This window comes from Streptococcus sp. HMSC065C01 (assembly GCF_001813525.1).
GTDB lineage: Bacteria > Bacillota > Bacilli > Lactobacillales > Streptococcaceae > Streptococcus > Streptococcus parasanguinis_V.
Genome location: NZ_KV812859.1, coordinates 1 through 24789, shown reverse-complemented (window position 1 = coordinate 24789; position 24789 = coordinate 1). Strand labels below are relative to the sequence as shown.

Sequence of the window (24789 nt, the reverse complement as noted above, 5' to 3'; positions counted from 1 at the left end):
CCTGCAAAGAAAAAGATTGAAAACCAGCCTGTATCTAGTATATAGGCTGGTTTTATGCTATAATGAAGTGATAATAGTGAGGTGATCCAGATGTATATTGAAATGGTAGATGAGACTGGTCAAGTCTCTGACGAAATCTTAAAACAAACGCAAGAAATTTTAGAATTTGCTGCTCAAAAAATTGGGAAAGAAGACAAGGAAATGGCTGTGACTTTTGTAACCAATGAACGCAGTCATGAACTAAATCTTGAATACCGTGATACGGATCGTCCGACGGATGTCATCAGTTTAGAATACAAGCCAGAGATGGAGATTTCTTTTGATGAGGAAGACCTTGCAGAAAATCCAGAATTGGCAGAGATGATGGCAGAATTCGATACCTATATTGGTGAGCTCTTTATTTCAATTGACAAAGCGCGTGAGCAAGCCGAAGAATATGGCCACAGCTTTGAGCGCGAAATGGGATTTTTGGCAGTACATGGTTTTCTTCACATCAATGGCTATGATCACTATACGCCGGAAGAAGAAAAGGAAATGTTTGGCTTACAGGAAGAGATTTTGACAGCCTATGGACTCACAAGACAATAAGCGAAAATGGAAAAATCGGGACTTCACTTCAAGCCTGGAGTTTGCGATAACAGGAATTTTCACGTCGATCAAAGAAGAGCGCAATATGCGCAAGCATGCCTTATCAGCCCTTGTAGCAATTCTTGCTGGTTTGGTATTTAGGATTTCTGCGACAGAGTGGCTCTTTTTGTTGCTCAGCATCACCTTGGTGATTGCTTTTGAGATTATGAATTCAGCCATTGAAAATGTGGTGGATTTAGCTAGTAACTACCATTTCTCCATGTTGGCAAAGAATGCCAAAGACATGGCAGCTGGAGCAGTCCTCGTCGTATCAGGCTTTGCCCTACTAACAGGACTGGTGATTTTTGTGCCCAAATTCTGGGCCTTGGTATTTGGATAAGAGGGAGTATGCCCTCGTGAAAGGATAATATGACATTTAAATCAGGCTTTGTAGCCATTTTAGGACGTCCCAATGTTGGGAAGTCAACTTTTTTGAACCACGTTATGGGGCAAAAAATTGCCATCATGAGTGACAAGGCGCAGACAACGCGCAATAAGATTATGGGGATTTATACGACGGATAAGGAACAGATCGTCTTTATCGATACCCCAGGGATTCACAAACCAAAGACAGCCCTTGGAGACTTCATGGTGGAGTCGGCCTATAGCACCCTTCGAGAAGTGGATACCGTTCTCTTTATGGTGCCAGCAGATGAACCGCGTGGGAAGGGCGATGACATGATTATCGAACGCCTCAAGGCTGCTAAGGTGCCGGTTATTCTGGTGGTCAATAAGATCGACAAGGTGCACCCTGACCAACTTTTGGCGCAAATCGATGACTTCCGTAGTCAGATGGATTTCAAGGAAATCGTGCCGATTTCAGCCCTCCAAGGAAACAATGTTTCGCGTTTGATTGATATTTTGAGCGAAAACTTAGAAGAAGGTTTCCAATATTTCCCTGCTGACCAAATTACTGACCACCCAGAGCGTTTCTTGGTCTCTGAAATGATCCGTGAAAAGGTCTTGTACTTGACGCGGGAAGAAATTCCCCACTCTGTTGCCGTGGTCGTGGATTCTATGAATCGGGATGAAGAAACCGATAAGGTCCATATTCGTGCAACCATCATGGTTGAGCGCGATAGCCAAAAAGGGATTATCATCGGAAAAGGCGGCGCCATGCTTAAGAAGATCGGAACCCTTGCGCGTAAGGATATTGAGCTCATGCTAGGGGACAAGGTCTTCCTAGAAACCTGGGTGAAAGTCAAGAAAAATTGGCGGGATAAGAAATTGGATCTTGCCGATTTCGGATACAACGAAAAAGAATATTAAGAAGAGGTGGGCAGAAGGCCTGCTTCTTGTTTTTGAAAGGAGTTCTATGCCTGAATTACCAGAAGTAGAGACCGTTCGACGAGGTCTTGAGAAATTAATTCTTGGGAAAACCATCCAGTCAGTGGAAGTAAAGTATCCAAAGATGATTCAGACGGATCGGGATGCTTTTCGTCAAGATCTCCCGGGGCAAGAAATTCGGGCCATGGGGCGCCGCGGGAAATACCTCTTGTTTTATCTGACGGATCTGGTCCTCATCTCGCATTTGCGGATGGAAGGCAAGTATTTCTTTTATCCAGACGAAGTCCCTCTTCGCAAGCACGCCCATGTCTTCTTTCATTTTACAGATGGCAGCACCCTGGTTTATGAAGATGTCCGTAAGTTTGGGACCATGGAAGTCCTCATACCTGAGCTTGTCGACAGCTATTTTTTGGCGAAAAAAATTGGTCCAGAGCCGACAGAAGCGGATTTTAAAGCACCAGCCTTCCAAGCAACTCTTAAAAAATCAAAGAAACCCATTAAATCAGCTCTTTTAGACCAAAAATTAGTGGCTGGTCTGGGCAATATCTATGTGGATGAGGTCCTTTATCGAGCCAAGGTTCATCCAGCCCGTTTGGGTCAAAGCTTGACTGCTAGAGAAGCTAAAGCAATCCGCAAAGAAACGATTGCTGTGCTTGCTCAGGCTGTTGAAAAGGGTGGCTCCACCATTCGCTCCTACAGCAATGCTTTTGGGGAAGATGGCACCATGCAGGAAGAACACCAGGTCTATGGGAAAACAGGCCAGCCTTGTTTGCGTTGCGGGACACCGATTGAGAAAATCCAGCTGGGGGGACGCGGAACCCATTTTTGCCCCCACTGTCAAAAGGAGAACTAGATGGCGAGAATCATCGGATTAACAGGAGGGATTGCTTCAGGAAAGTCCACTGTCACCTCCTATCTGAGAGAAAAAGGGTATCCTGTCATTGATGCTGATCAAGTGGTTCATGATTTGCAAGCACCAGGAGGAGCCCTCTACCGTGTCCTAGTGGATCATTTTGGTAGAGAGATCCTTACCAAAGAAGGAGAGCTGGATCGCCTAGCTTTGGGTCAGCGGATCTTTTCAGACCTTAGTGAACGAGACTGGTCCAATCGCGTTCAAGGCAGGCTTATTCGTGAGGCTCTAGCTGAGGTAAGAGATAGACAAGCTGCACAATCCGATCTCTTTTTTATGGATATTCCTCTCTTAATCGAGCAGCACTATGAAGAGTGGTTTGAATCTGTCTGGTTGGTAGCTGTATCAAAAGAAACCCAGCTCAAACGTCTGATGGAACGCAACCACTTATCAGAACTGCAGGCCCAAGAACGCATCGCGTCTCAAATGCCGCTAGATGAAAAAAGAGTCCATGCAGATCTGGTCTTAGACAATAATGACGATCTAACGGCCCTCTATGCCCAATTAGATGCAGCCCTACAACAATTAGAAAGAAGATGATTTTATCACAAGAGAAATCAATTGGCGTAAAAATCTATATATTGCCTGGATCGGGTGCTTTTTCATCGGAGCCAGCCTTTCTTTAGTCGTCCCATTTATGGCCCTCTTTGTGGAAGAGTTGGGTGTTACGGGCAAGGCTGTTCCCCTTTATGCTGGGATTGCCGTCTCAAGTTCTTCTGTAACCTCTGCGATCATGTCTCCCATCTGGGGGAGCCTGGCCGACCGCTATGGTCGAAAACCCATGATGCTTAGAGCTTCCATTGCCATGACGCTGACTATGGGAGGTATTGCCTTTGTCCCATCCGTCTTTTGGCTCTTGGTCCTGCGCTTGCTCAATGGGGTCTTTTCAGGCTTTGTCCCTAATAGTACGGCGCTGATTGCCAGTCAAGTTCCCAAGGACCAATCCGGCTATGCCCTAGGGACTTTGTCGACTGGTGTCGTAGCTGGAACCTTGATGGGCCCTTTGATTGGGGGACTCATTGCTGAAAATCTGGGAATGCGCAATGTCTTTCTCTTGGTGGGCTTCTTCTTATTTTTGGTTTCCCTCTTAACCTTCTGGGGCATTGAGGAAGACTATGAGCCCCTTCCAAAAGAAGAACAAAAATCCAGCTGGGAGTTGCTCAAGTCCATTCAGCAGAAGGATATTCTCTTGGGCCTCTTTTTGACCAGCATGACCATTCAAATGATCGCCCAATCTATTTCTCCGATCCTGCCTCTTTATGTGCGAGCTTTGGGACAAAGAGATAACCTGATCTTTGTATCGGGGATGATTGTTTCAGCTATGGGAGTCTCTAGTATGCTTTTTTCAGGTTGGATGGGAAAACTGGGAGACCGAATCGGGAATCACCGGCTCTTATTAATCGCCCTTCTCTATAGTGGCTGTCTCTATATCCTTTGTGCCCAAGCGCAAACACCCCTGCAATTAGGGATTTTACGCTTCCTCTTTGGGATCGGGACAGGAGCCCTACTACCTGGAGTTTCCGCATTATTGAATCGTTTAACCCCTCCTGAAGGGATTTCTCGGATCTTTAGCTACAACCAGCTCTTTTATTACTTAGGTGGTGTATTAGGGCCAATGATGGGATCGAGTATTTTCATGCATTTTGGCTATCATTGGGTATTTTACGGTACAGCCCTTTTGGCCTTTACCGATTTGATGTTCCTCTTATTCTTATTTAGAAAGTATTTGAAAGTGAGAGACGTACGTGCGAATTAAAGTTCAATTGACCTGCACCAGCTGTGGGAGTCAGAATTATTTGACCAGTAAAAATACCAAAACCCATCCCGAAAAGATCGAGGTCTTGAAGTATTGTCCTAAGGAAAGAAAAGTAACCTTACATATTGAATCAAAATGATTTTCATGGTATAATAGTGAGGATTTTAAGGAGTTTTGAATATGAGCGGAGCATTAACAACTATTTTACTAGTATTATCAGTATTGATTATTATCGCAATTTTTATGCAACCAACAAAAAACCAATCGAGCAACGTCTTTGACGCAAGTTCAAATGACTTGTTTGAACGTTCAAAAGCGCGCGGGTTTGAAGCCGTGATGCAGCGTTTAACAGCTATTATGATCTTCTTTTGGTTATTGATCGCGATGATCTTAATGGTACTTTCTAGTAGATAAGATAGGCTCAGACAATGTCTTTGCCTATTTTTATTTTGTAAAACAAAGACACAAGTAGATAGAAAAAAGGAGGCTGGATAACCAGCAAATAAATCAATGAAAACAAGTATTAAAGAATATTTACAAGAGCATGACAAAGCCCAGATCAATGATCTGGCAGCAGCTCTAGGAAAGGAAGGGTCTAAGGATTTCCGTGACTTGGTCAAAACCATCTCTCTGATGGAACGCCGTCATGAGTTGAAATTCGAAGATGATGGCTCTCTTCGTTTGGCTCAAAAGAAGGCCCCAGCTATTACCCTCAAGGGGATCTTTCATGCGCATAAGAATGGCTTTGGCTTTGTCAGTTTAGAAGGCGAAGAAGAAGACCTCTTTGTTGGCCGAAATGATGTCAACCACGCTATCGATGGGGACACCGTTGAGATCGTCATTACCAAGGTAGCAGACCGAAACAAAGGAACGGCAGCAGAAGCTAAGATTATTGATGTCTTGGAACATAGCATCAAAACGGTAGTTGGACAAATTGTCCTGGATGAGGAAAAACCTAAATATGCCGGCTACATTCGTTCGAAAAATCAAAAGATCAGCCAGCTGATCTATGTGAAGAAGCCAGCCATCCAATTGGAAGGGACCGAAATCCTCAAGGTCGAAATTGATCAATACCCGAGCCGCAAGCACAATTATTTTGTGGCGACGGTGCGGGATGTGGTCGGTCATGCAACAGATCCAGGAATCGATGTCTTGGAAGTGTTAGAATCCATGGACATCGTCTCAGAATTTCCAGAAGAAGTGCTGAAAGAAGCCGAGCAGGTTCCAGATGCACCGTCTACAAAGGATTTAGAGGGACGCTTGGATCTGCGAGAGGAGATCACCTTTACCATCGATGGGGCAGATGCCAAGGACTTGGACGATGCGGTCCATATCAAGCTACTCAAGAACGGCAACTTTGAGCTGGGTGTTCACATCGCAGATGTCTCCTATTACGTTCATGAAGGTTCAGCACTTGATAAGGAAGCTCTAAATCGGGCGACTTCTGTCTATGTGACCGACCGAGTAGTACCCATGTTGCCAGAGCGTCTCTCCAATGGGATCTGTTCTTTAAATCCGAATGTGGACCGCCTGACCCAGTCTGCCATCATGGAGATCGATCCTCATGGCAAGGTCGTCAAGCATACCATTACCCAAACAGTGATCAATACAACCTTCCGTATGACCTATAGCGACGTCAATGATATCTTAGTGGGCGACGAAGAAAAGGCTCAAACCTTTAAGAAAATTGTCCCAAGTATTCATCAAATGGCCACCTTGCATGGCATTCTAGAAAGCATGCGGATTCGTCGCGGCGCCCTTAATTTTGATACCAATGAGGCTAAAATCCTGGTCAATAAAGAAGGAAAACCGGTCGATATCGTCCTTCGTCAAAGAGGAATTGCTGAGCGGATGATCGAGTCCTTTATGCTGATTGCCAATGAAACAGTGGCGGAGCACTTTACGCGACTGAAACTACCGTTCATCTACCGGATCCACGAAGATCCAAAGGCAGAAAAAGTACAGAAGTTTATCGATTATGCTTCTAGCTTCGGGATCCAAATCTACGGAACGGCTAGTGAGATGAGCCAAGAAGCCCTGCAAGAAATTATGCGCAAGGTCGAAGGGGAACCCTATGCAGATGTCCTTTCGATGATGTTGTTGCGCTCGATGCAGCAGGCTCGCTACTCAGAGCATAACCATGGCCACTATGGGCTTGCTGCTGAGTTTTATACCCACTTTACTAGTCCCATCCGTCGGTATCCGGACCTGATGGTTCATCGAATGGTGCGCGAATACGGAAAATCCCAAGAAGTGGCAGAGCACTTTGAACAAGTCCTTCCAGACATTGCCAGCCAATCCTCTAGTCGGGAACGCCGGGCTATTGATGCGGAGCGCGAAGTAGAAGCCATGAAGAAGGCTGAATACATGGAAGACTATGTTGGGGAAGAATACGATGCCGTGGTTTCCAGTGTGGTTAAATTTGGCCTCTTTGTGGAGTTGCCAAATACGGTTGAAGGCTTGATCCATATTACCAATCTCCCTGAATTCTACCACTTTAATGAACGAGATCTAACCCTTCGCGGGGAAAAATCAGGAGTAACCTTCCGTGTCGGTCAGCAAATCCGGATCAAAGTAGAAAGAGCCGACAAGATGACAGGAGAGATTGATTTCTCTTATATTCCAAGTGAATGGGATGTCGTCGAAACAGGCCTCAAAGCAAAAGTACGTGACCGAGATGGTAATCGCAGGGATCGTAGACGCAAGGACAAAAAAGTTTCTAAGGGATCAACCGCTAGAAAAGATGACAAGCGGAAAGATTCTTCCTCTAAATCCAAAAAGAAAAAAGGGAAGAAACCATTTTACAAGGAAGTAGCAAAGAAAGGAGCCAAACATGGCAAAGGGCGAAGGAAAGGTAGTCGCGCAAAATAAAAAGGCGAGACATGACTACACCATCGTGGATACGATTGAAGCAGGGATGGTGCTGACGGGGACAGAGATCAAAAGTGTCCGTGCAGCACGCATTAACTTGAAAGATGGCTTTGCGCAAGTGAAAAATGGCGAAGTTTGGCTTAGCAATGTCCACATTGCTCCATATGAGGAAGGCAATATCTGGAACCAAGATCCAGACCGTCGTCGCAAGCTCCTTCTTCATAAAAAGCAAATCCAAAAGCTGGACCAAGACACCAAAGGGACCGGAATGACCTTGGTGCCTTTGAAGGTCTATCTCAAGGATGGCTATGCCAAATTGCTTTTGGGGCTTGCTAAAGGGAAACATGATTATGACAAGCGTGAATCCATCAAACGTAGGGAACAAAACCGAGACATCGAACGGGTCATGAAACAATACAATACACGTTAAAGAAAAAGGCAGTTTTGAAACTTGTTTCAGAACTGTCTTTTTTCTTAGAGATGGGCTCTCCTTTTTCCAACTTGTAAAAAGGGGCTTTTTTCTGTATGATAAGGGTAGTGAAAGAAAAAGGAGAAGCAGCATGACACAAAAATTGATCGCTTACAAACGCATGCCTATCTGGACCAAGGATACCATGCCAGAAGCTCTTCAAAGAAAGCACAATACCAAGGTAGGAACCTGGGGAAAGATTACTGTTTTAAAAGGTCAGTTACGATTTATTGAATTGACCGAAGAGGGGGAAGAAATCGCGAGCCACCTCTTTGAAGCAGGAGCAGAGAACCCCATGGCCGAGCCCCAGGCCTGGCACCGTGTGGAAGCAGCGACGGACGATGTGGAGTGGTACTTGGAATTTTACTGTGAGCCAAAAGACTATTTCCCCAAAAAATACAACACCAATCCTGTCCATTCAGAAGTGCTAGAAGCAGTGGGAATTGTCCCAGCTGGAAAGGCACTGGATCTAGGATGCGGGCAAGGACGCAACGCCCTCTTTTTGGCCCAACATGGCTTTGACGTGACAGCAGTGGATCAAAATGAACTGGCTCTTGAGATCTTACAAAGTATTGTCGCTGAGGAAGATCTAGAGATGCCAGTGGGACTCTATGATATCAATGCTGCAGCTCTTACCCAAAACTATGACTTCATCATATCGACTGTGGTCCTCATGTTTTTAGAGGCTGATCGGATTCCAGCGATTATCCGCAATATGCAAGAGCATACCAATCCAGGTGGCTACAATCTCATTGTCTGTGCCATGGATACGGAAGATTATCCCTGCCAGATGCCCTTCTCGTTCACCTTTAAAGAAGGAGAATTGGCGGAGTATTACAAGGATTGGGAGTTGGTCAAGTACAATGAAAATCCAGGCCATCTCCATCGTCGAGATGAAAATGGCCATCGGATTCAACTTCGATTTGCAACCATGTTGGCAAAGAAAAAATAAAGAAAAAGCAGGATGTTAAGATCCTGCCTTCAGATTGAAGACAAAGTCATATAAAAAACTTTCCTTAGGTGAGTACGGACGTCAGCGAACTTCGAAGAAGTTCCATGACTTAGTTTTGAGCCTAAGGTCTCAAAACTCCCGAGTGCCTGAAACAATTGTGTTTCAGGCACTTTTCTCACAGCGGAAAGTTTCGGTATTTTCTTGAATCGATTTAAAAATTGGAACTCATTTTTATTTTTTTTTGCAAAATCGCTTAACTTATTTTACTTTAAAGTAATTTGTCTACATTCTAAAAGTAGGATGTTAGGATCCTGCCTTTTTGCTTTCTACAAACAAGTTGGACAAGGTGATCTGAATGTTGTTTATTTGCCAAAAAGAAAAACCTTCTCCATAAAGGAAGGAAAAGGTTGGGGAATTTAGTTCCAGTTAGCAAAGTCGCAGACGCTAAGAATGATCGTACCGATTTCGATTGGCTCTTCCTTGGCACCGGATTCTAACCAGGTCACAATCACAGATTCAATCGTAGCGATGAAAATTTCTAGCCCATACTTGTATGGAACTTGAAAGTCTGAAATGATGTGTTCTTTAGAATGAGGAGTATCGTCTAGTGCATGGAGAGTAAAACTTCTTACCAATTTACGGAAGTCCGAGCAACAGGATTGGGACAATGCATAAATAAAATCATAATTGTCTTTAATAGCAGTCAAGACATTGAGAAAGTTCACCTTGACAGGGCTTCCTTCAACGAAGAGGCTATCCAATTCTTGCATCATGTCCATTTTCATTTGCTCAAACATGTCGTATTTATCGACATAGTGCAAGTAGAAGGTCCCGCGGTTAATCCCAGCGGTTTCAGTTAATTGTCGAATAGTGATGCTTTCAAAAGGTTGTTGCAAGAGGAGTTTTGAGAGCGCATTTCGTAAGTCTGACTTGGTTGTTGTTTGTCTTTGGCGTACCATATGTTCCTTTCTGTAGTTGTATAAATTTATTCTTATTTATTTGACGTTAAAATAATTTATATGTTAAATAATTTCACGACACTAACAAAGAGCATTATACTCCAAAAGAATAAATTAGACAACAATTCTAATTTTTGTACAGATAACGGAAAGTGTACAAAAAATTTACAAGTTTATGAATGACGGGCTCTGACAAGATTTTGTGAAAATCTCACAATAATTAGTGATTTAAAATAATTCCCTCCTAAAAAAATGGTCAGGAAATTTTTAGGAAATGGAGGAGCAAGATGGAAAAGGGAGTGTAATAAATAAAAAAAGGCTGGGACAAAAGTCCTAGTCTCTCAATTATTTTTGGATTGTCGAGCAAGACGCAGTGGTTGAGTGGGCTCTACTACGCTGATTTCATCAGCTTTTACAGCCCTACTCAACTGTGCGGAGGTGGGACGACGAAATCGAATTCTAACGAATTACCGATTTCTGTCCCACTCTCTCTTTATTTGATAAAAGTTGTCACGATCAAATTGAAATTTAAGATGGTTAAGACAATCGCAACGAGATAGCCTAAGAAAGTGTTCCACTTCGCATTGACATGCTCTCCCATGATTTTCTTGTTGGAGGTGAAATAAACCAGAGGGAAGATGGAGAATGGAAGAGCCGCTGATAGGAAGACTTGAGAATAAACCAGAAGGTCATCAAGGACATGTTCCTGATCTCCAAATAAGATCGCAACGATGATGACAGGAAGAAGGGCAATGATCCGAGTCATGAGACGAACGACCCATTGTGGTAAGCGGAATCTCAAGAAACCTTCCATAACGATTTGACCGGTTAGGGTCCCAGTAATGGTTGAATTTTGACCACTGGCTAACAAAGCGATGGCAAAGAGGGTGGATAAGAAGGGACTAGCGATAGCACCGGCTATATGATTATCCTTGAGCGCATTGTACATGCTAGAGAAAGCACCGATCTTATCTCCGTGACCAAAGAAGAGGGCTGCTCCAAGAATCAAGAGGAGGGAGTTGACGACGAAGGCCAAACTCAATTCAATATTTGAATCCCAGGTCATAAAGCGCACTGCCCGTTTGATATCTGCTGGATCTTTGTAGTCCACCTTTCGCGTTTGCGAAATGGAAGAGTGGAGATAGAGGTTGTGGGGCATTACTGTTGCCCCGATGATTCCAAGCGCCAAGGTTAAGGCTTCATTTCCTTTTGGAAGACCGATTCCTAGCACCTCTTTTTGAGGGAGGAAGCCAGCGAAGATTCCTCCGATATCTGGTTTCGATAGGAATACCAGATAGCCAAAAATTGCAAGGATCGTGAGGATCAAGGTTGATACGATGGCCTCGATCTTTCGAAATCCTAGATGCATGAGCCCCAGTAATAGGAAGACATCAAAGATGGTGATCAGGATAGAAAAGAGCAAGGGCCAGCCAAAAAGAAGGTGGAGGGCAATCCCTGATCCGATGACTTCCGCTAAATCTGTCGCCATCAAGGCAAGCTCAATCACAATCCAAAGGGTATAGCGAAGCCATTTTGGTAAATGATGGGCGGTTGTTTGGGCCAGATCCTTACGATGGACAATCCCTAGTTTACCAGCCATTTGTTGCAACTGCATGGCGATTAAAGAGGAGAGAAGAACCACTGATAAGAGGAGGTAGCGGTATTGTGCCCCTCCGACCACACTGGTAATCCAGTTTCCCGGGTCCATATAGCCGACAGCTACCAGACTTCCTGGTCCTGAAAAGAGTAGAAGAGTCTTCCAAAAGGGGATGCCTTTTGGCACGTCAATAGACTGGTTGATTTCTTGAAGAGATTTCCTTTCAAACTGTTGTAAACTCATGATGAGCCTTCTTTCTAAGAATAAATCAAATTTCTCTCTAATTATAGCATAAAATTTATAATAGTTCATGATAATGAGGAAGAATCACTATTGGTGATGCCTCGATTTCTTTGTAATCTATACGAAAAGGACTATAATATAGATAGGAAATAGGAGGGAGGAGAGAAAAAATGGCCTACATCGAAATGCAGCACTGTTACAAGCGATACACTAGTGGAGAAACGGAGATTCTCGCTAATCAGGATGTTTCTTTTGAGATTGAAAAAGGCGAATTGGTCATTATTTTAGGGGCGTCAGGAGCTGGAAAATCAACAGTTCTCAATATCTTAGGAGGGATGGACACGAATGACGAAGGACAGGTACTGATTGATGGGGTGGATATTTCTAAGCTCAATTCCCATCAACGAACGGATTATCGACGAGATGACGTTGGCTTTGTCTTTCAATTTTATAATTTAGTAGCCAATCTGACAGCCAAGGAAAATGTCGAATTGGCTTCAGAAATCGTCTCTGATGCCTTGGATCCGGAAGCCGTTTTAAGAGAAGTAGGACTTGGCAATCGTCTTGATAATTTTCCTGCCCAATTGTCAGGTGGAGAGCAACAACGGGTGGCGATTGCTCGGGCAGTGGCGAAAAACCCTAAAATTCTCCTTTGCGATGAGCCTACAGGAGCCTTAGACTACCAGACAGGTAAGCAAGTATTGGGGATTTTACAGGCCATGTCTCGTAAAAAGGGAGCGACGGTCATCATCGTAACCCATAATGCTGCTTTAGCCCCGATTGCAGACCGTGTGATTCGCATGCATGATGCCAAGGTCAAGTCGGTAGAAATCAATGAGCTTCCTCAAGATATTGCTACACTAGAGTATTAGAAGAGGTGCTAGCATGAAACGAAAAGTCTATTGGAAGGATCTGTTTGGTTCTTTTACACATTCAAAAGGACGTTTTCTCTCCATCTTAACCTTGATGTTGTTGGGAAGCTTGGCCTTGGTAGGCTTAAAGGTGACTACTCCAAATATGCATCGAACGGCTAACCAGTTTATTCAGCAACAAAAGATGCTAGATCTTGCTGTCATGGGGGACTTGGGATTAGACCAGGCAGACCAAGAGGAGCTTTTAGGAGTCAAAGGGGCGCGTGTCGAATTTGGTTCACTGCTGGATCTGACAGTGAAAGGAACAGGAAAGGCAATTCGACTGTTTTCTGCCCCAAAAAGTCTTTCTTTCTTTCGTGTGACCAAGGGGCGCCTGCCCCAAAAAGAAGGGGAACTGGCCCTAGCAAGTTTTTGGGAGGATCGCTATCAGATAGGGGATACCCTCACACTTGAAGAAAAGGCTGGAACGCGCTCTAGTTTAAAGCGAAAGCAATTCACCATTGTTGGTTTTGTTCAATCCTCTGAGATGTGGTCTCAAAAGAATTTAGGCACTGCCATGAGTGGTAGTGGAAATCTAGATGCCTATGCACTAGTTTCAAAAGAGGTCTTTACGACTAAACTTCCCGCGATGGCGCGGATCCAGTTTGATGATCTGAAGTCTTTAGATTCTTTTTCGCAAGTCTACCAAAAAGGGCTCAAAGCTCATCAAGAAGAGTTAGAAAAACTTCTGAAAGACAATGGAAAGGCTCGCTATCAAAGACTCAAGCAGGAGGCGGATGGGCAGATTCAAAAAGGCCAGAAAGAACTCAGTCGTGCCAAGGAAACCCTCCAGTCAGCTAAAAATCAGATCGATCAGGCTCAAAAACAATTAGACTTGCAGGAGGCCCAGTTCAAGAAATTAGCTCCATTTCTGCCAGCTAAAGAGCAAGTAGCCAGTCAAGAAAAGCTCCATCAAGCCAAAGAACAACTGGATCAGAAAAAGAAGGACTGGACTGCAGGTGAATCGGAGCTCGCAAAAAAAGAGGAGGAGCTGAAAAAAGCTCAAAGGGAGCGAGATCAACTGGAAATCCCAACTTATCATGTCTATGACCGCAAGACCATGCCAGGTGGACAAGGTTACCTGATGTATAGCAATGCCAGTAGTAGTATCTCTGCTGTTGGAAATATTTTTCCGGTCGTTCTTTATCTGGTAGCAGCCATGGTGACCTTTACCACGATGACCCGCTTTGTCGATGAAGAGCGGACCAATGCAGGCGTTTTTAAGGCGCTGGGCTATCGTACCAAGGACATCATTCTCAAATTTGTCCTCTATGGATTCTTTGCAGGGACGATCGGGACCCTTCTAGGAACCTTGCTGGGCCATTATTTCCTATCGGGAATCATTTCCATTATTATTACGCAAGGGATGGTGATTGGAGAGAGCAGAGAGTATTTTTATGGAGATATGACTCTGATTGCGCTAGGACTGTCTTTTGTCGCGAGTGTGCTTCCGGCTTACTGGGTTTCTCGCAAGGAATTAAAAGAAGAAGCCAATCTTTTATTGCTTCCTAAACCACCGGTATCCGGTTCGAGGATTTTCCTGGAGCGTCTCCATTTTATTTGGAGGCGTCTGAGTTTCACCCACAAGGTCACTGCTCGTAATCTCTTTCGTTACAAACAACGGATGCTGATGACCATTTTTGGAGTGGCAGGTTCTGTTGCTCTTCTCTTCGCAGGGCTAGGGATTCAATCTTCTGTAGGAGGGGTTCCCAAACGCCAATTTCAAGAGATCCTATCATATGAGTTGATTGTAGCCAAAAAAACGAATGCATCAAGCCAAGAAAGCAAGGAACTAACCAATCGTCTGGAAAAATCAGATATCAAAGATTATCGAGCCATCTATAGTAAGGTCATCGAAGCATCTTTAAAGGGTGGACGCGACAAGCAGACCATTACGATGATGGTAACGGATCGTACAGATTTTTCTCCCTTTATCAGCTTACGTTCTCTCAAGCAAGGAGAGCCCTTGTCTCTCAAGAAAGGGGTCATCATCAGTAGTAAGCTAGCACAACTAGCCCGGGTTACAGTCGGTGATCGACTGACCTTAGATGGTCACACTTTTAAGGTAGCAGGAATCACTGAAAATTATGTCGGCCATTTTATCTATATGGATCAGGCAAGTTACCAAAAAATCTACGGAAAGCGGACTTCAGCAAATAGCTATTTGGTGCAGTTGAGAAATCCTTCTACACGACAAGTGCAGGCTGTCAGTCGGGACATGATGGAACTTGCAGCTGTGAAGGCGGTTAGTCAGAATGCTTCGATGATTTCCCTCTTTAATTCAGTTGCCAAATCCTTGGACACCACTATGATGATTCTAGTAGTCGTATCGATCTTGCTAGCCATCGTGATCTTGTATAATTTAACCAATATCAATGTGGCAGAGCGGATCCGTGAATTATCGACCATTAAGGTCTTAGGATTCCATAATAAGGAAGTGACGCTCTATATTTACCGCGAAACCATCTTATTGTCTATCATAGGGATCCTCATGGGATTAGTGGGTGGTTATTATCTTCATCAATTCCTCATTGCTATGATTGCACCAGATGCCATTCTCTTTTACCCTAAAGTCGGACTTGGCGTTTTCCTCTTCCCTGTCGGAGGAATGCTCCTTCTCTTGATCCTGTTAGGAATTTATGTTGACCATTATCTTCGAAAAGTAGACATGCTCGAAGCCCTCAAATCAGTAGACTAAGATACAAAGCCGTTAAGCAACTCTTTGGAAAAAGATAAATCCAACGACGAAGCGTCCGCTTCTAGCCTGAGTTTTCATTTCTGGTAGCATGGAATGTTCATAAAACTTTCACCTTTGGGTGGAAGTTTTTCTTCTCTTTGTTATAATGGAGAGAAGGAGAAGATCATGACTAAAATTGCTTTACTTTCAGATATTCATGGAAATACGACAGCATTGGAAGCTGTCCTAGAGGATAGTCGAAAAGCCAAGGTGGATGAATATTGGCTCTTGGGAGATAGTTTGATGCCAGGGACGGGGAGACGGGCCCTCTTGGAGCTGTTAGAGGAGTTACCGATTACGGTAAAAGTCCTTGGAAACTGGGAAGATAGTCTTTGGCGGGCTATGAGGGGGATGTTGGATGAGACCAGACCCAGTCATCGCTACCTCATGCGCCAGTGTCAATATATTCTTGAAGAAATCACGCCCCAGGAAATTGAAGACATGCAGAAAACGCCCATGCAGGTCCATAGAGAAATCGCAGGTTTAAAGATCGGCATCACCCACCACTTACCTGATAAGAATTGGGGTCGCGAATTGATCCACATTGGTGAGCAGAAGGATTTTGATCGCTTGGTGACAAACCCGTCTTGTGATATTGCAGTCTACGGACACATTCACCAGCAGTTTTTCCGTTACGGGACAGGAGGAGAACTGATCATCAATCCTGGGTCGATCGGTCAACCTTTCTTTTTGGAAAAGAATCTTCGCAAGGATCTTCGGGCCATGTATGCTATTCTTGAATTTGATCAAATGGGGCTAAAAGATGTCGATTTTAGACGGGTGGACTATGATGTCCAAAAAGAATTGCAACTCGCAAAAGACCTCCATCTTCCTTATTACCAAGTGTATTATGAAAGTTTGGTCAATGGCATTCATCATACCCACAATCATGAGCTCCTTCATGAGATTGAGCAGAGAGAAGGTCATGATCGAGAAATCGATGCTTGGCTAGAAGACTTCTTCCAATAGTGTAACTGTTGACATTACAACTAAAAAGAGTATAATAGGAATAACGAAAGTCGTCCCTTGACGGTTGTTCAATAGACTCTACCTTCAAAACGGGTAGAAAGGAGTGAAGTTATGCAAATTTCGAGTCGCTTTACCATTGGGACTCATGTCTTGATCATGATTGCTCTACAAGGAGAAAAAACAAAAGTAACCAGTGATTTTTTGGCAGGAAGTGTTGGTGTCAACCCTGTTATTATTCGAAAGACCTTGTCTCAGTTGAAGAAAGCAGGATTGATCCATGTAGCGCGTGGGACAGGCGGAGCTGAGCTCGCAAAAGCAGCCGATGAGATCAGCCTGCTGGATATCTATCAAGCAGTAGAATGCTTAGGTTCGACAGGTCAATTATTTGGTTTTCATGACAATCCGAATCCAGCCTGCCCAATTGGCCACAATATCCATAATGTTTTAGATGGAAAGCTTGAGGACATTCAGACTGCTATGGAAAAAGAAATGTCCCAAACCACTTTAAAAGACGTCGTAGAAGATACGCAGAAAAGAATGAAACTCGAATCGGTTTCATAAGAAAATAGAGAGTGGGACAGAAATTGGTCATTCGTTAGAATTCGATTTCGTCGTCACACCTCCGCACAGTTGAGTAGGGCTGTAAAAGCTGATGAAACCAGTGTAGTAGAGCTCGCTCAACCACTGCGTCTTGCTCGACAATCCAAAGATAATTAAGAGGCTAGGACTTTTGTCCCAGCCTCATTTTTTATAGTTATTAACGAAACAAGATGTTTGTTATATATTGAAACGACTAAAGGATTAGTCAAAGTAAAGTAAGTCTTTGCTGGTTTCAGTGAAGAGTCCAAATCCGTCTTTTGTGACGTACCCACAATCTTCGATACGAACACCGACTTTACCTGGAATATAGATTCCTGGTTCGACTGAGAAGCACATGCCTTCTTCAAGCACCATGTCATTTCCTTCCATAATAGAAGGGAATTCATGCACGTCCATTCCGATACCGTGTCCGAGGCGGTGGTTGAAGTACTCACCATAGCCAGCTTTTTCAATGACGCTCCGTGCAGCACGGTCGACGTCGTGTGCTGTTACACCTGGTTTGATCATGTCAATGGCTGCTTGTTGAGCTTCTAACGTCAAGTGGTAGATTTCTTTTTTGAAATCATCAGGTTTTCCAACAGCAACAGTACGAGTCATATCAGACGCATAACCATTCACCATACAGCCAAGGTCAAAGAGCAAGAGGGCATCGTTTTCGACTTTGTTGCTTCCAGGAATTCCGTGTGGGTTAGCTGCATTATTTCCAGTCAAGACCATGGTTTCAAAGCTCATTTCATAACCCAAGCGTTTGATACCAAAGTCGATTTCTGCTACGATATCAGTTTCTGTTTTATCCAGTGAGATGGCGTCGAATCCCATATTGACAGCCTTATCTGCATATTGACCAGCCACCAACATTTTTTGGATCTCATCAGCAGATTTGATCAAGCGCATCCGGTTAATCCGTGGTGTCAAGTTGGTGAATTGAGCCTTTTCAAAGACAGTACGTAAGCCATTGAATTTGGTCAGGATCAAGTTATCATATTCAAGTGCAACGGTTTTAGCATCTGGTTTTGCGATAGCCCCTTTAATCTTTTCCCAAGGGTTTTCAGAATCCACATAGCCAACCACTTGGAAATCGACAACTGCAGTCGCCCGTTCCACTTCAAGTGCAGGAACGAAGAGAAGTGGTTCGTGGTCAGTGTAGACGAACAAGAAGAGTTGACGTTCGTGGGGATCACTGTAAAATCCAGTCAGGTAATTGATGGTGACAGGATCGGATACAACAGCGACATCTGTTTTTTCAGTTTCAAGAAAATCGACGATTTGATCTAATTTAGACATAATGCTACCTTCTTTCTATGGATCTATTTTGTCAAATTTTCCCCAAAAAAGCAAGAGTTTACAAAATTTTACCAAAATGCTTGAAAGTGTTTACAATAAGTGATAAAATAGGATTAATTAGAGAGTGAAAACGAAATTTTCAACAATGAAAGGAAATCTTATGAATACAGACGATACAGTAACAATTTATGATGTCGCCCGTGAAGCAGGGGTTTCAATGGCAACCGTTAGTCGTGTAGTAAATGGGAATAAAAACGTTAAAGAAAATACACGTAAAAAAGTTTTAGAAGTGATCGAACGCTTGGATTACCGTCCAAATGCTGTTGCGCGTGGTCTTGCCAGCAAGAAAACCACAACAGTCGGTGTTGTGATTCCAAACATCACGAACAGCTATTTCTCTACATTGGCTAAGGGGATCGATGACATTTCTGAAATGTACAAGTACAATATTGTTCTTGCAAATAGCGATGAAGACGATGACAAAGAAGTTTCAGTGGTAAACAACCTCTTTTCAAAACAAGTGGATGGGATCATTTTCATGGGCTATCATTTGACAGAAAAGATTCGCTCAGAATTTTCACGCTCTCGGACGCCAGTTGTCCTTGCTGGGACAGTGGATGTTGAACACCAATTACCAAGTGTCAATATTGACTACAAGCAAGCAACCGTTGATGCTGTTACACAGTTGGCAAAACACAACAAGAAAATTGCTTTTGTAAGCGGCCCATTGGTGGATGATATCAATGGAAAAATCCGTTTGGCGGGCTACAAAGAAGCTTTGAAAGCGAAAAAATTGAGCTATAGCGAAGGACTTGTCTTTGAATCCAAGTACCGTTACGATGAAGGTTACAACTTGGCAGAACGCATCATTGCGTCAAAAGCAACAGCTGCTTTTGTGACAGGGGATGAATTGGCTGCAGGTCTCTTGAACGGCTTGTCTGATCACGGTATCAAAGTACCAGAAGACTTTGAAATTATCACCAGCGATGATTCACAAGTCACTCGTTACACGCGTCCAAATCTATCAACGATTGGCCAACCCTTGTATGACCTTGGTGCGATCAGTATGCGCATGTTGACTAAGATCATGCACAAAGAAGAGTTGGAAGAACGCGAAGTACTGTTGTCTCATACGATCAACCAACGTGGAACGACCAAAAAATAAGGATTAGTAGACTAGAGTCTCGACTTGGGAAGACGTGTCTACTAGTCTGAGAGGCTAGAACAGAACTGTTCTAGCCTCTTTTTTATACTGCAAACAGGTAGAGACTTGCTGGGCACTCTTTATTTCGGTATAATAGAAGGTATGAAAGTTTTACTGTATTTAGAAGGAAAATCCGTATTACAAAAATCAGGAATTGGTCGAGCCTTGCAGCATCAAATGCATGCGCTTGATTTGGCTGGGATTCCGTATACGACAGATATTTTAGGAGATTATGATGTGGTGCATATCAATACCTATGGCCCACGGAGTTTCCTTTTGCTCCATGCAGCAAAGCGTCGTGGAAAGAAAGTCATCATGCATGGCCATTCAACTCGTGAGGATTTTGAAAATTCCTTTATCGGGTCTAACTTTTTTGCGCCCTTGTTTGGAAAGTATTTGGCTCACATGTACCAAAAGGCAGACTATGTGATCACGCCATCTGAGTATTCTAAACACCTGATTCAGTCTTATGGGGTGACTACACCGATTATCGCGGTTTCCAATGGAATTGATTTGGAAAAATACAAGAAGGATCCGAAAAAAGAAGAAGTCTTTCGCAAGCATTTTAATATCCAAGAAGGCCAAAAGGTTGTCATCTGTGCAGGGCTTTATTTTAAACGTAAAGGAATTGAAGATTTCGTAGAAGTGGCCCGTCGCATGCCGGATGTGCGCTTTATCTGGCTAGGTTCTATCAACAAATGGATCATTCCGCGTAAGATTCGTCGTATCGTGGAAAAGGATCATCCGAGTAATGTGGAATTCCCTGGCTACTTCAAGGGAGCGGTCTTCCAAGGGGCCATGACGGGTTCAGATGCTTTCTTCTTCCCATCTTATGAAGAAACAGAAGGAATCGTTGTTTTGGAGGCCTTGGCCAGTCATCAGCACACGGTCTTGCGGGATATTCCCGTATACAATGGCTGGATTGACGAGACGTCATCTGAATTGTGCCATAATGTAGACGAATTTGTGGATTCCTTGAACAAGGTCTTGAACGGACAAGTAGACAAGCGGGAGGCAGGCTACAAGGTTGCTGAAAGTCGTTCGATCGACTTAGTGGCTTATCAATTGGTCGAAGCCTATCAAACAGTTTTGGAGATGTAAGATGCGTGTAGGGTTATTTACAGATACCTATTTCCCGCAAGTTTCGGGAGTGGCGACCAGTATTCGGACGCTCAAAACAGAATTAGAAAAATTGGGTCACACGGTCTTTATCTTTACGACAACGGATAAAGATGTGAACCGCTATGAAGATTGGCAGATCATTCGGATTCCAAGTGTGCCTTTCTTCGCCTTTAAGGACCGCCGCGTTGCTTACCGTGGATTCTCAAAGGCGCTTGCCATTGCCAAGCAATACCAGCTTGATATTATCCATACCCAGACTGAGTTTTCACTGGGCCTTTTGGGAGTGTGGATTGGACGCGAGTTGCGGATTCCAGTTATTCATACCTATCATACCCAGTATGAGGACTATGTTCGCTATATTGCAAGAGGCATGGTCATTCGCCCAAGTATGGTCAAATACATTGTGAGAAGTTATATGAATGATCTGGACGGCGTGATCTGTCCTAGTGAGATCGTCTATGACTTGCTCCAAAAGTACAAGGTCAAGGCAGAAAAACGCATTATTCCGACAGGAATTGATTTGGCCAAGTTTGACCGACCAGAAATCACTCCGACAGAGACAGCTGCTCTTCGTGAAAAATATGAAGTCGCAGAAGATGAAACGCTTTTATTGAGCCTGTCGCGGGTCTCTTATGAAAAGAACATCCAGGCTGTTATCGCGGCCCTTCCTGATGTCCTCAAGGTCAATCCAAAAGTTAAGTTGATCGTGGCTGGAGATGGTCCTTATTTGGATGATTTGAAAAAACAAGCGGTGAAACTGGGGATTTCAGATGCGGTTGTCTTTACAGGGATGATCCCACCAAATGAGACAGCTCTCTACTATAAAGCGGCTGACTTCTTTATTTCAGCTTCAACGAGTGAGACGCAAGGGTTGACCTATTTAGAGAGTATTGCAAGTGGTACCCCGATCATCGCTCATGGCAATCCTTATCTCGATCATGTGATTGATGATCCTATGTTTGGAAAGCTCTTTTATGAAGAGAGCGATCTGGCGCAAGCGATTCTTGAAGCGATTGACGAGATGCCCGCAATCGATGAGACCAAGTGGGCAGAAAAGATTGATGATATTTCTGCAGCAACCTTTGGCCGTCGGGTCTACGAATTTTACTTGGATAAAATCATCTCTAAAGACTTCTCAAATGATTTGAATCCTGAGCAAAGTCGGGTCAAGCGGATGTCTAAGACCATTGTGAAAATCCCGACCAAGGTGATTGCTCTTCCGGTCAATGGATCTGTGAAGATGATGAAGGCTTCGGTCAAACAAGTAAAGAAAATCCGTAAAATCACGCATTTCTTTGATTGAAAATGAAACTTTTTCTTGCAAAATTTTTCAATCGTGCTATAATAACTGACAGAGACATATCAAATCTAGGAAATCTGATAGAGAGCGCGTGGGGCTGGAAATCGCGTAGAGGATAGGTTTGGGACTACTCGTGATTCTTTTATGCAAACATAAAACGGTGGCTACGTTAGAGCCAATCAGAGGTGTCCCTCTTTTTTGAGGAACATAAATGAAGGTGGAACCACGTTGCGACGTCCTTTCGAGGAGGTCGCTTTTTTGATTTCTTAATGAGGAAATCAAAAGGAGAGATGATTCCAATGTTCAAAGACACCTCCCACCCATTTAGCTACTAAAAACTTTATAAGGAGAAAATCATGATTAAGATTACTTTCCCAGATGGCGCTGTTCGTGAATTCGAATCTGGCGTTACTACTTTTGAAATTGCCCAATCTATCAGCAATTCTTTGGCTAAAAAAGCTCTTGCTGGTAAATTCAACGGCAAATTGATTGACACAACTCGTGCCATCACCGAAGATGGAAGCATTGAAATCGTGACACCTGATCACGAAGATGCTCTTCCAATCTTGCGTCACTCAGCGGCACACTTGTTTGCCCAAGCAGCTCGTCGCCTCTTCCCAGATATTCACTTGGGTGTCGGTCCAGCGATCGAAGATGGTTTCTACTACGATACAGACAACCAAGCTGGTCAAATCTCTAACGAAGACCTTCCTCGTATCGAAGAAGAAATGAAAAAAATCGTCAAAGAAAACTTCCCATCTATTCGTGAAGAAGTGACTAAAGATGAAGCGCGTGAAATCTTCAAAAATGATCCATACAAATTAGAATTGATCGAAGAACACTCAGAAGACGAAGGTGGTTTAACGATCTACCGTCAAGGTGAGTACGTAGACCTTTGCCGTGGCCCACACGTCCCATCAACTGGTCGCATCCAAATCTTCCACCTTCTTAACGTTGCTGGTGCTTACTGGCGTGGTAATAGCGACAACGCGATGATGCAACGGATCTATGGTACCGCTTGGTTTGACAAGAAAGACTTGAAGAACTATCTCCAAATGCGTGAAGAAGCTAAAGAACGTGACCACCGTAAACTTGGTAAAGAGCTTGATTTGTTCATGATTTCTCAAGAAGTTGGTCAAGGTCTTCCATTCTGGTTGCCAAATGGTGCGACCATCCGTCGTGAGTTGGAACGCTACATTGTTGATAAAGAAGTAGCAGCAGGCTACCAACACGTCTACACTCCACCAATTGCTTCTGTAGAACTGTATAAGACTTCAGGTCACTGGGATCACTACCGTGAAGACATGTTCCCACCAATGGATATGGGTGATGGAGAAGAGTTTGTTCTTCGTCCAATGAACTGCCCTCACCACATTGAAGTCTACAAACACCATGTGCATTCTTACCGTGAATTGCCAATCCGTATCGCTGAAATTGGTATGATGCACCGTTATGAAAAATCTGGTGCTCTGACTGGTTTGCAACGTGTCCGTGAAATGTCTCTGAATGATGGTCATACTTTTGTGGCTCCAGAACAAATCGAGGAAGAATTCAAGAAGATCCTTCAATTGATCATCGATGTGTATGAAGACTTTAACTTGACGGATTACCGTTTCCGCTTGTCTTATCGTGATCCTGAAGACAAACACAAATACTTTGACAACGATGAAATGTGGGAAAATGCGCAACGCATGTTGAAAGCAGCCGTTGATGATATGGGTGTTGAGTACTATGAAGCTGAAGGAGAAGCAGCCTTCTACGGACCAAAATTGGATATCCAAGTGAAAACAGCTCTTGGTAAAGAAGAAACTCTTTCAACTATCCAATTGGACTTCTTGCTTCCAGAACGCTTTGATCTTCATTACATTGGAGCAGACGGGGAAGAACACCGTCCAGTCATGATCCACCGTGGGGTAATCTCAACCATGGAACGCTTCACAGCGATCTTGATTGAAAACTACAAGGGTGCCTTCCCAACATGGCTTGCTCCTCACCAAGTAACCCTTATCCCAGTATCGAACGAAAAACACGTGGACTATGCTTGGGAAGTAGCTAAGAAACTTCGTGACCGTGGTGTTCGAGCTGATGTGGATGAACGCAATGAAAAAATGCAGTTCAAGATCCGTGCTTCTCAAACTCAAAAGATTCCTTACCAATTAATCGTTGGGGACAAGGAAATGGAAGAGCAGGCTGTAAACGTTCGCCGTTATGGTCAAAAAGAAACAGAAACCATGCCGGTAGATGCATTTGTAGAATTGATTCTTGCAGATATTGCAAATAAATCTCGTGTTGAGAAATAAACCATTTAACCTAGAACAAAATCTCAGCCACCTAAAAAGCAACAACTGAAATAGTTGTTGCTTTTTTACATTTTGATTAAGCTGAGCTAGTAGTGATCTGTCAAACCACCACAAATAGTATCCTCATCAACAATCCTTTCTATCCATTAACTTTTGGATATAGGATATCCTCCCAAGATTTGCTTCCATGAGTTAGATAAGTTGACTATCCTCAGTCCTTGTCTGCTTCATTTTCTTTTACGAGATCGTTTTGTGAATCTTTTTCAGAGAGTTTTTGATCGATATACTTGTCAATGTTTTCGTAAAATTCCTTGGTCGTCTCACTGTCTAATTTTGTCGAATTATGGACTTGATTGACTTTCAATTGAACAGATTGAATACCGTAAGAGTCTTGTTTTTGGCGAATGGTTTCTAATTCTTCTTCTGAAATCGGATCTCCAACAACCGTCAAGACCAATTCATTGTTCCTTGACTTGTAGACTTGATTAATGACCGTATGATTGGCGAACTCTTTTCCTACAAACTGTTTGATTCCTTCTTTTCGCGCTTGATCTATCGTCAGAGTAACTGCTGAATAGCTGGCTGGAAGAACCAATAATACAATCAAGGATATCAACCCAATTTTCATTTTAATGTTTAGCTCTTTAAATGAACTTAAGGGAGATTTTCTCATCAAAATTCTTGTTCCAAC

The 24789-nt window shown here is 43.5% G+C and carries 22 protein-coding genes and 1 pseudogene; 19 read left to right on the top strand and 4 right to left on the bottom strand.

Going from position 1 to position 24789, the window contains the following annotated elements:
* Window positions 1–90: 90 nt before the first annotated feature.
* The 11 genes from ybeY (at window position 91) to tehB (ending at window position 8872) form a co-directional block, all read left to right on the top strand.
* Window positions 91–588: an rRNA maturation RNase YbeY gene (gene ybeY, locus HMPREF2918_RS08735; RefSeq protein ID WP_003005431.1), complete on the top strand. Its 498-nt coding sequence runs from the start codon at window positions 91–93 to the stop codon at window positions 586–588.
* A complete protein-coding gene (locus tag HMPREF2918_RS08730; protein WP_003005463.1) occupies window positions 569–967 on the top strand; it encodes a diacylglycerol kinase family protein in 399 nt (132 codons plus the stop codon). Before ybeY ends, HMPREF2918_RS08730 begins: the two co-directional genes overlap by 20 nt.
* A 29-nt stretch (window positions 968–996) precedes the next feature.
* Window positions 997–1896, top strand: coding sequence for a GTPase Era (gene era, locus HMPREF2918_RS08725; RefSeq protein ID WP_070595260.1), 900 nt, complete (start codon window positions 997–999; stop codon window positions 1894–1896).
* 46 nt (window positions 1897–1942) lie between these two features.
* Window positions 1943–2767 carry a DNA-formamidopyrimidine glycosylase gene (gene mutM / locus HMPREF2918_RS08720; protein ID WP_070595258.1) on the top strand — a complete coding sequence of 275 codons (825 nt, stop codon included), beginning with the start codon at window positions 1943–1945 and terminating at the stop codon, window positions 2765–2767.
* Window positions 2768–3364 (top strand): dephospho-CoA kinase, encoded by a 597-nt coding sequence (gene coaE, locus HMPREF2918_RS08715; protein ID WP_070595256.1) that lies wholly within the window; start codon window positions 2768–2770, stop codon window positions 3362–3364.
* A gap of 16 nt (window positions 3365–3380) precedes the next feature.
* Window positions 3381–4580 carry a multidrug efflux MFS transporter gene (locus HMPREF2918_RS08710; protein WP_305366777.1) on the top strand — a complete coding sequence of 400 codons (1200 nt, stop codon included), beginning with the start codon at window positions 3381–3383 and terminating at the stop codon, window positions 4578–4580.
* Window positions 4570–4719, top strand: a complete 150-nt coding sequence (gene rpmG / locus HMPREF2918_RS10875) for a 50S ribosomal protein L33 (protein WP_003005699.1) — start codon at window positions 4570–4572, stop codon at window positions 4717–4719. The genes HMPREF2918_RS08710 and rpmG overlap by 11 nt, the downstream gene beginning before the upstream one ends.
* 41 nt (window positions 4720–4760) lie before the next feature.
* On the top strand, window positions 4761–4994 hold the full coding sequence (gene secG / locus HMPREF2918_RS08705) for a preprotein translocase subunit SecG (protein ID WP_003008189.1): 234 nt from the start codon (window positions 4761–4763) through the stop codon (window positions 4992–4994).
* Between the two features lie 96 nt (window positions 4995–5090).
* Window positions 5091–7451 (top strand): ribonuclease R, encoded by a 2361-nt coding sequence (gene rnr, locus HMPREF2918_RS08700; RefSeq protein WP_070595252.1) that lies wholly within the window; start codon window positions 5091–5093, stop codon window positions 7449–7451.
* Window positions 7414–7881 (top strand): SsrA-binding protein SmpB, encoded by a 468-nt coding sequence (gene smpB / locus HMPREF2918_RS08695; RefSeq protein ID WP_070595250.1) that lies wholly within the window; start codon window positions 7414–7416, stop codon window positions 7879–7881. Before rnr ends, smpB begins: the two co-directional genes overlap by 38 nt.
* Window positions 7882–8011: 130 nt before the next feature.
* Window positions 8012–8872, top strand: a complete 861-nt coding sequence (tehB, locus tag HMPREF2918_RS08690) for an SAM-dependent methyltransferase TehB (RefSeq protein WP_045759711.1) — start codon at window positions 8012–8014, stop codon at window positions 8870–8872.
* A gap of 416 nt (window positions 8873–9288) precedes the next feature.
* Here the strand turns inward: tehB and HMPREF2918_RS08685 are convergent, their stop codons facing one another.
* Window positions 9289–9831: a TetR/AcrR family transcriptional regulator gene (locus HMPREF2918_RS08685; protein WP_070595249.1), complete on the bottom strand. Its 543-nt coding sequence runs from the start codon at window positions 9829–9831 to the stop codon at window positions 9289–9291.
* Window positions 9832–10324: 493 nt separating this feature from the next.
* Window positions 10325–11671, bottom strand: coding sequence for an Nramp family divalent metal transporter (locus HMPREF2918_RS08680; RefSeq protein WP_070595247.1), 1347 nt, complete (start codon window positions 11669–11671; stop codon window positions 10325–10327).
* Window positions 11672–11841: 170 nt separating this feature from the next.
* Here HMPREF2918_RS08680 and HMPREF2918_RS08675 point away from each other — a divergent pair, with 170 nt between their 5' ends.
* From HMPREF2918_RS08675 to HMPREF2918_RS08660, 4 genes are all read left to right on the top strand, one after another.
* Window positions 11842–12543: an ABC transporter ATP-binding protein gene (locus tag HMPREF2918_RS08675; protein WP_070595245.1), complete on the top strand. Its 702-nt coding sequence runs from the start codon at window positions 11842–11844 to the stop codon at window positions 12541–12543.
* A gap of 13 nt (window positions 12544–12556) precedes the next feature.
* Complete coding sequence (locus tag HMPREF2918_RS08670; protein WP_070595243.1) at window positions 12557–15280, top strand: ABC transporter permease; 2724 nt, start codon at window positions 12557–12559, stop codon at window positions 15278–15280.
* 165 nt (window positions 15281–15445) lie between these two features.
* Complete coding sequence (locus tag HMPREF2918_RS08665) at window positions 15446–16288, top strand: metallophosphoesterase family protein (protein WP_070595241.1); 843 nt, start codon at window positions 15446–15448, stop codon at window positions 16286–16288.
* 111 nt (window positions 16289–16399) lie between these two features.
* Window positions 16400–16849 (top strand): Rrf2 family transcriptional regulator, encoded by a 450-nt coding sequence (locus tag HMPREF2918_RS08660; RefSeq protein WP_031576605.1) that lies wholly within the window; start codon window positions 16400–16402, stop codon window positions 16847–16849.
* A gap of 240 nt (window positions 16850–17089) precedes the next feature.
* Here the strand turns inward: HMPREF2918_RS08660 and HMPREF2918_RS08655 are convergent, their stop codons facing one another.
* Entirely contained in the window at window positions 17090–18172 is a 1083-nt protein-coding gene (locus HMPREF2918_RS08655; protein WP_070595239.1) for a M24 family metallopeptidase, read from the bottom strand.
* 160 nt (window positions 18173–18332) lie between these two features.
* Between HMPREF2918_RS08655 and ccpA the strand changes: the two genes are divergently transcribed.
* The 4 genes from ccpA to thrS all read left to right on the top strand — a co-directional run bounded on the left by ccpA (window position 18333) and on the right by thrS (window position 24098).
* Window positions 18333–19337, top strand: a complete 1005-nt coding sequence (ccpA, locus tag HMPREF2918_RS08650; protein ID WP_070595238.1) for a catabolite control protein A — start codon at window positions 18333–18335, stop codon at window positions 19335–19337.
* A gap of 141 nt (window positions 19338–19478) precedes the next feature.
* Complete coding sequence (locus HMPREF2918_RS08645; protein WP_003008161.1) at window positions 19479–20477, top strand: LTA glycolipid anchor biosynthesis glycosyltransferase, IagA/BgsA family; 999 nt, start codon at window positions 19479–19481, stop codon at window positions 20475–20477.
* Between the two features lies 1 nt (window position 20478).
* Window positions 20479–21801 (top strand): glycosyltransferase family 4 protein, encoded by a 1323-nt coding sequence (locus HMPREF2918_RS08640; RefSeq protein WP_070595236.1) that lies wholly within the window; start codon window positions 20479–20481, stop codon window positions 21799–21801.
* Between the two features lie 353 nt (window positions 21802–22154).
* Complete coding sequence (thrS, locus tag HMPREF2918_RS08635; RefSeq protein WP_070595233.1) at window positions 22155–24098, top strand: threonine--tRNA ligase; 1944 nt, start codon at window positions 22155–22157, stop codon at window positions 24096–24098.
* Window positions 24099–24309: 211 nt separating this feature from the next.
* On the opposite strand, the pseudogene HMPREF2918_RS08630 reads toward thrS, so the two are convergent.
* Window positions 24310–24789, bottom strand: a pseudogene (locus HMPREF2918_RS08630) (TIGR00341 family protein); the annotation flags it as partial.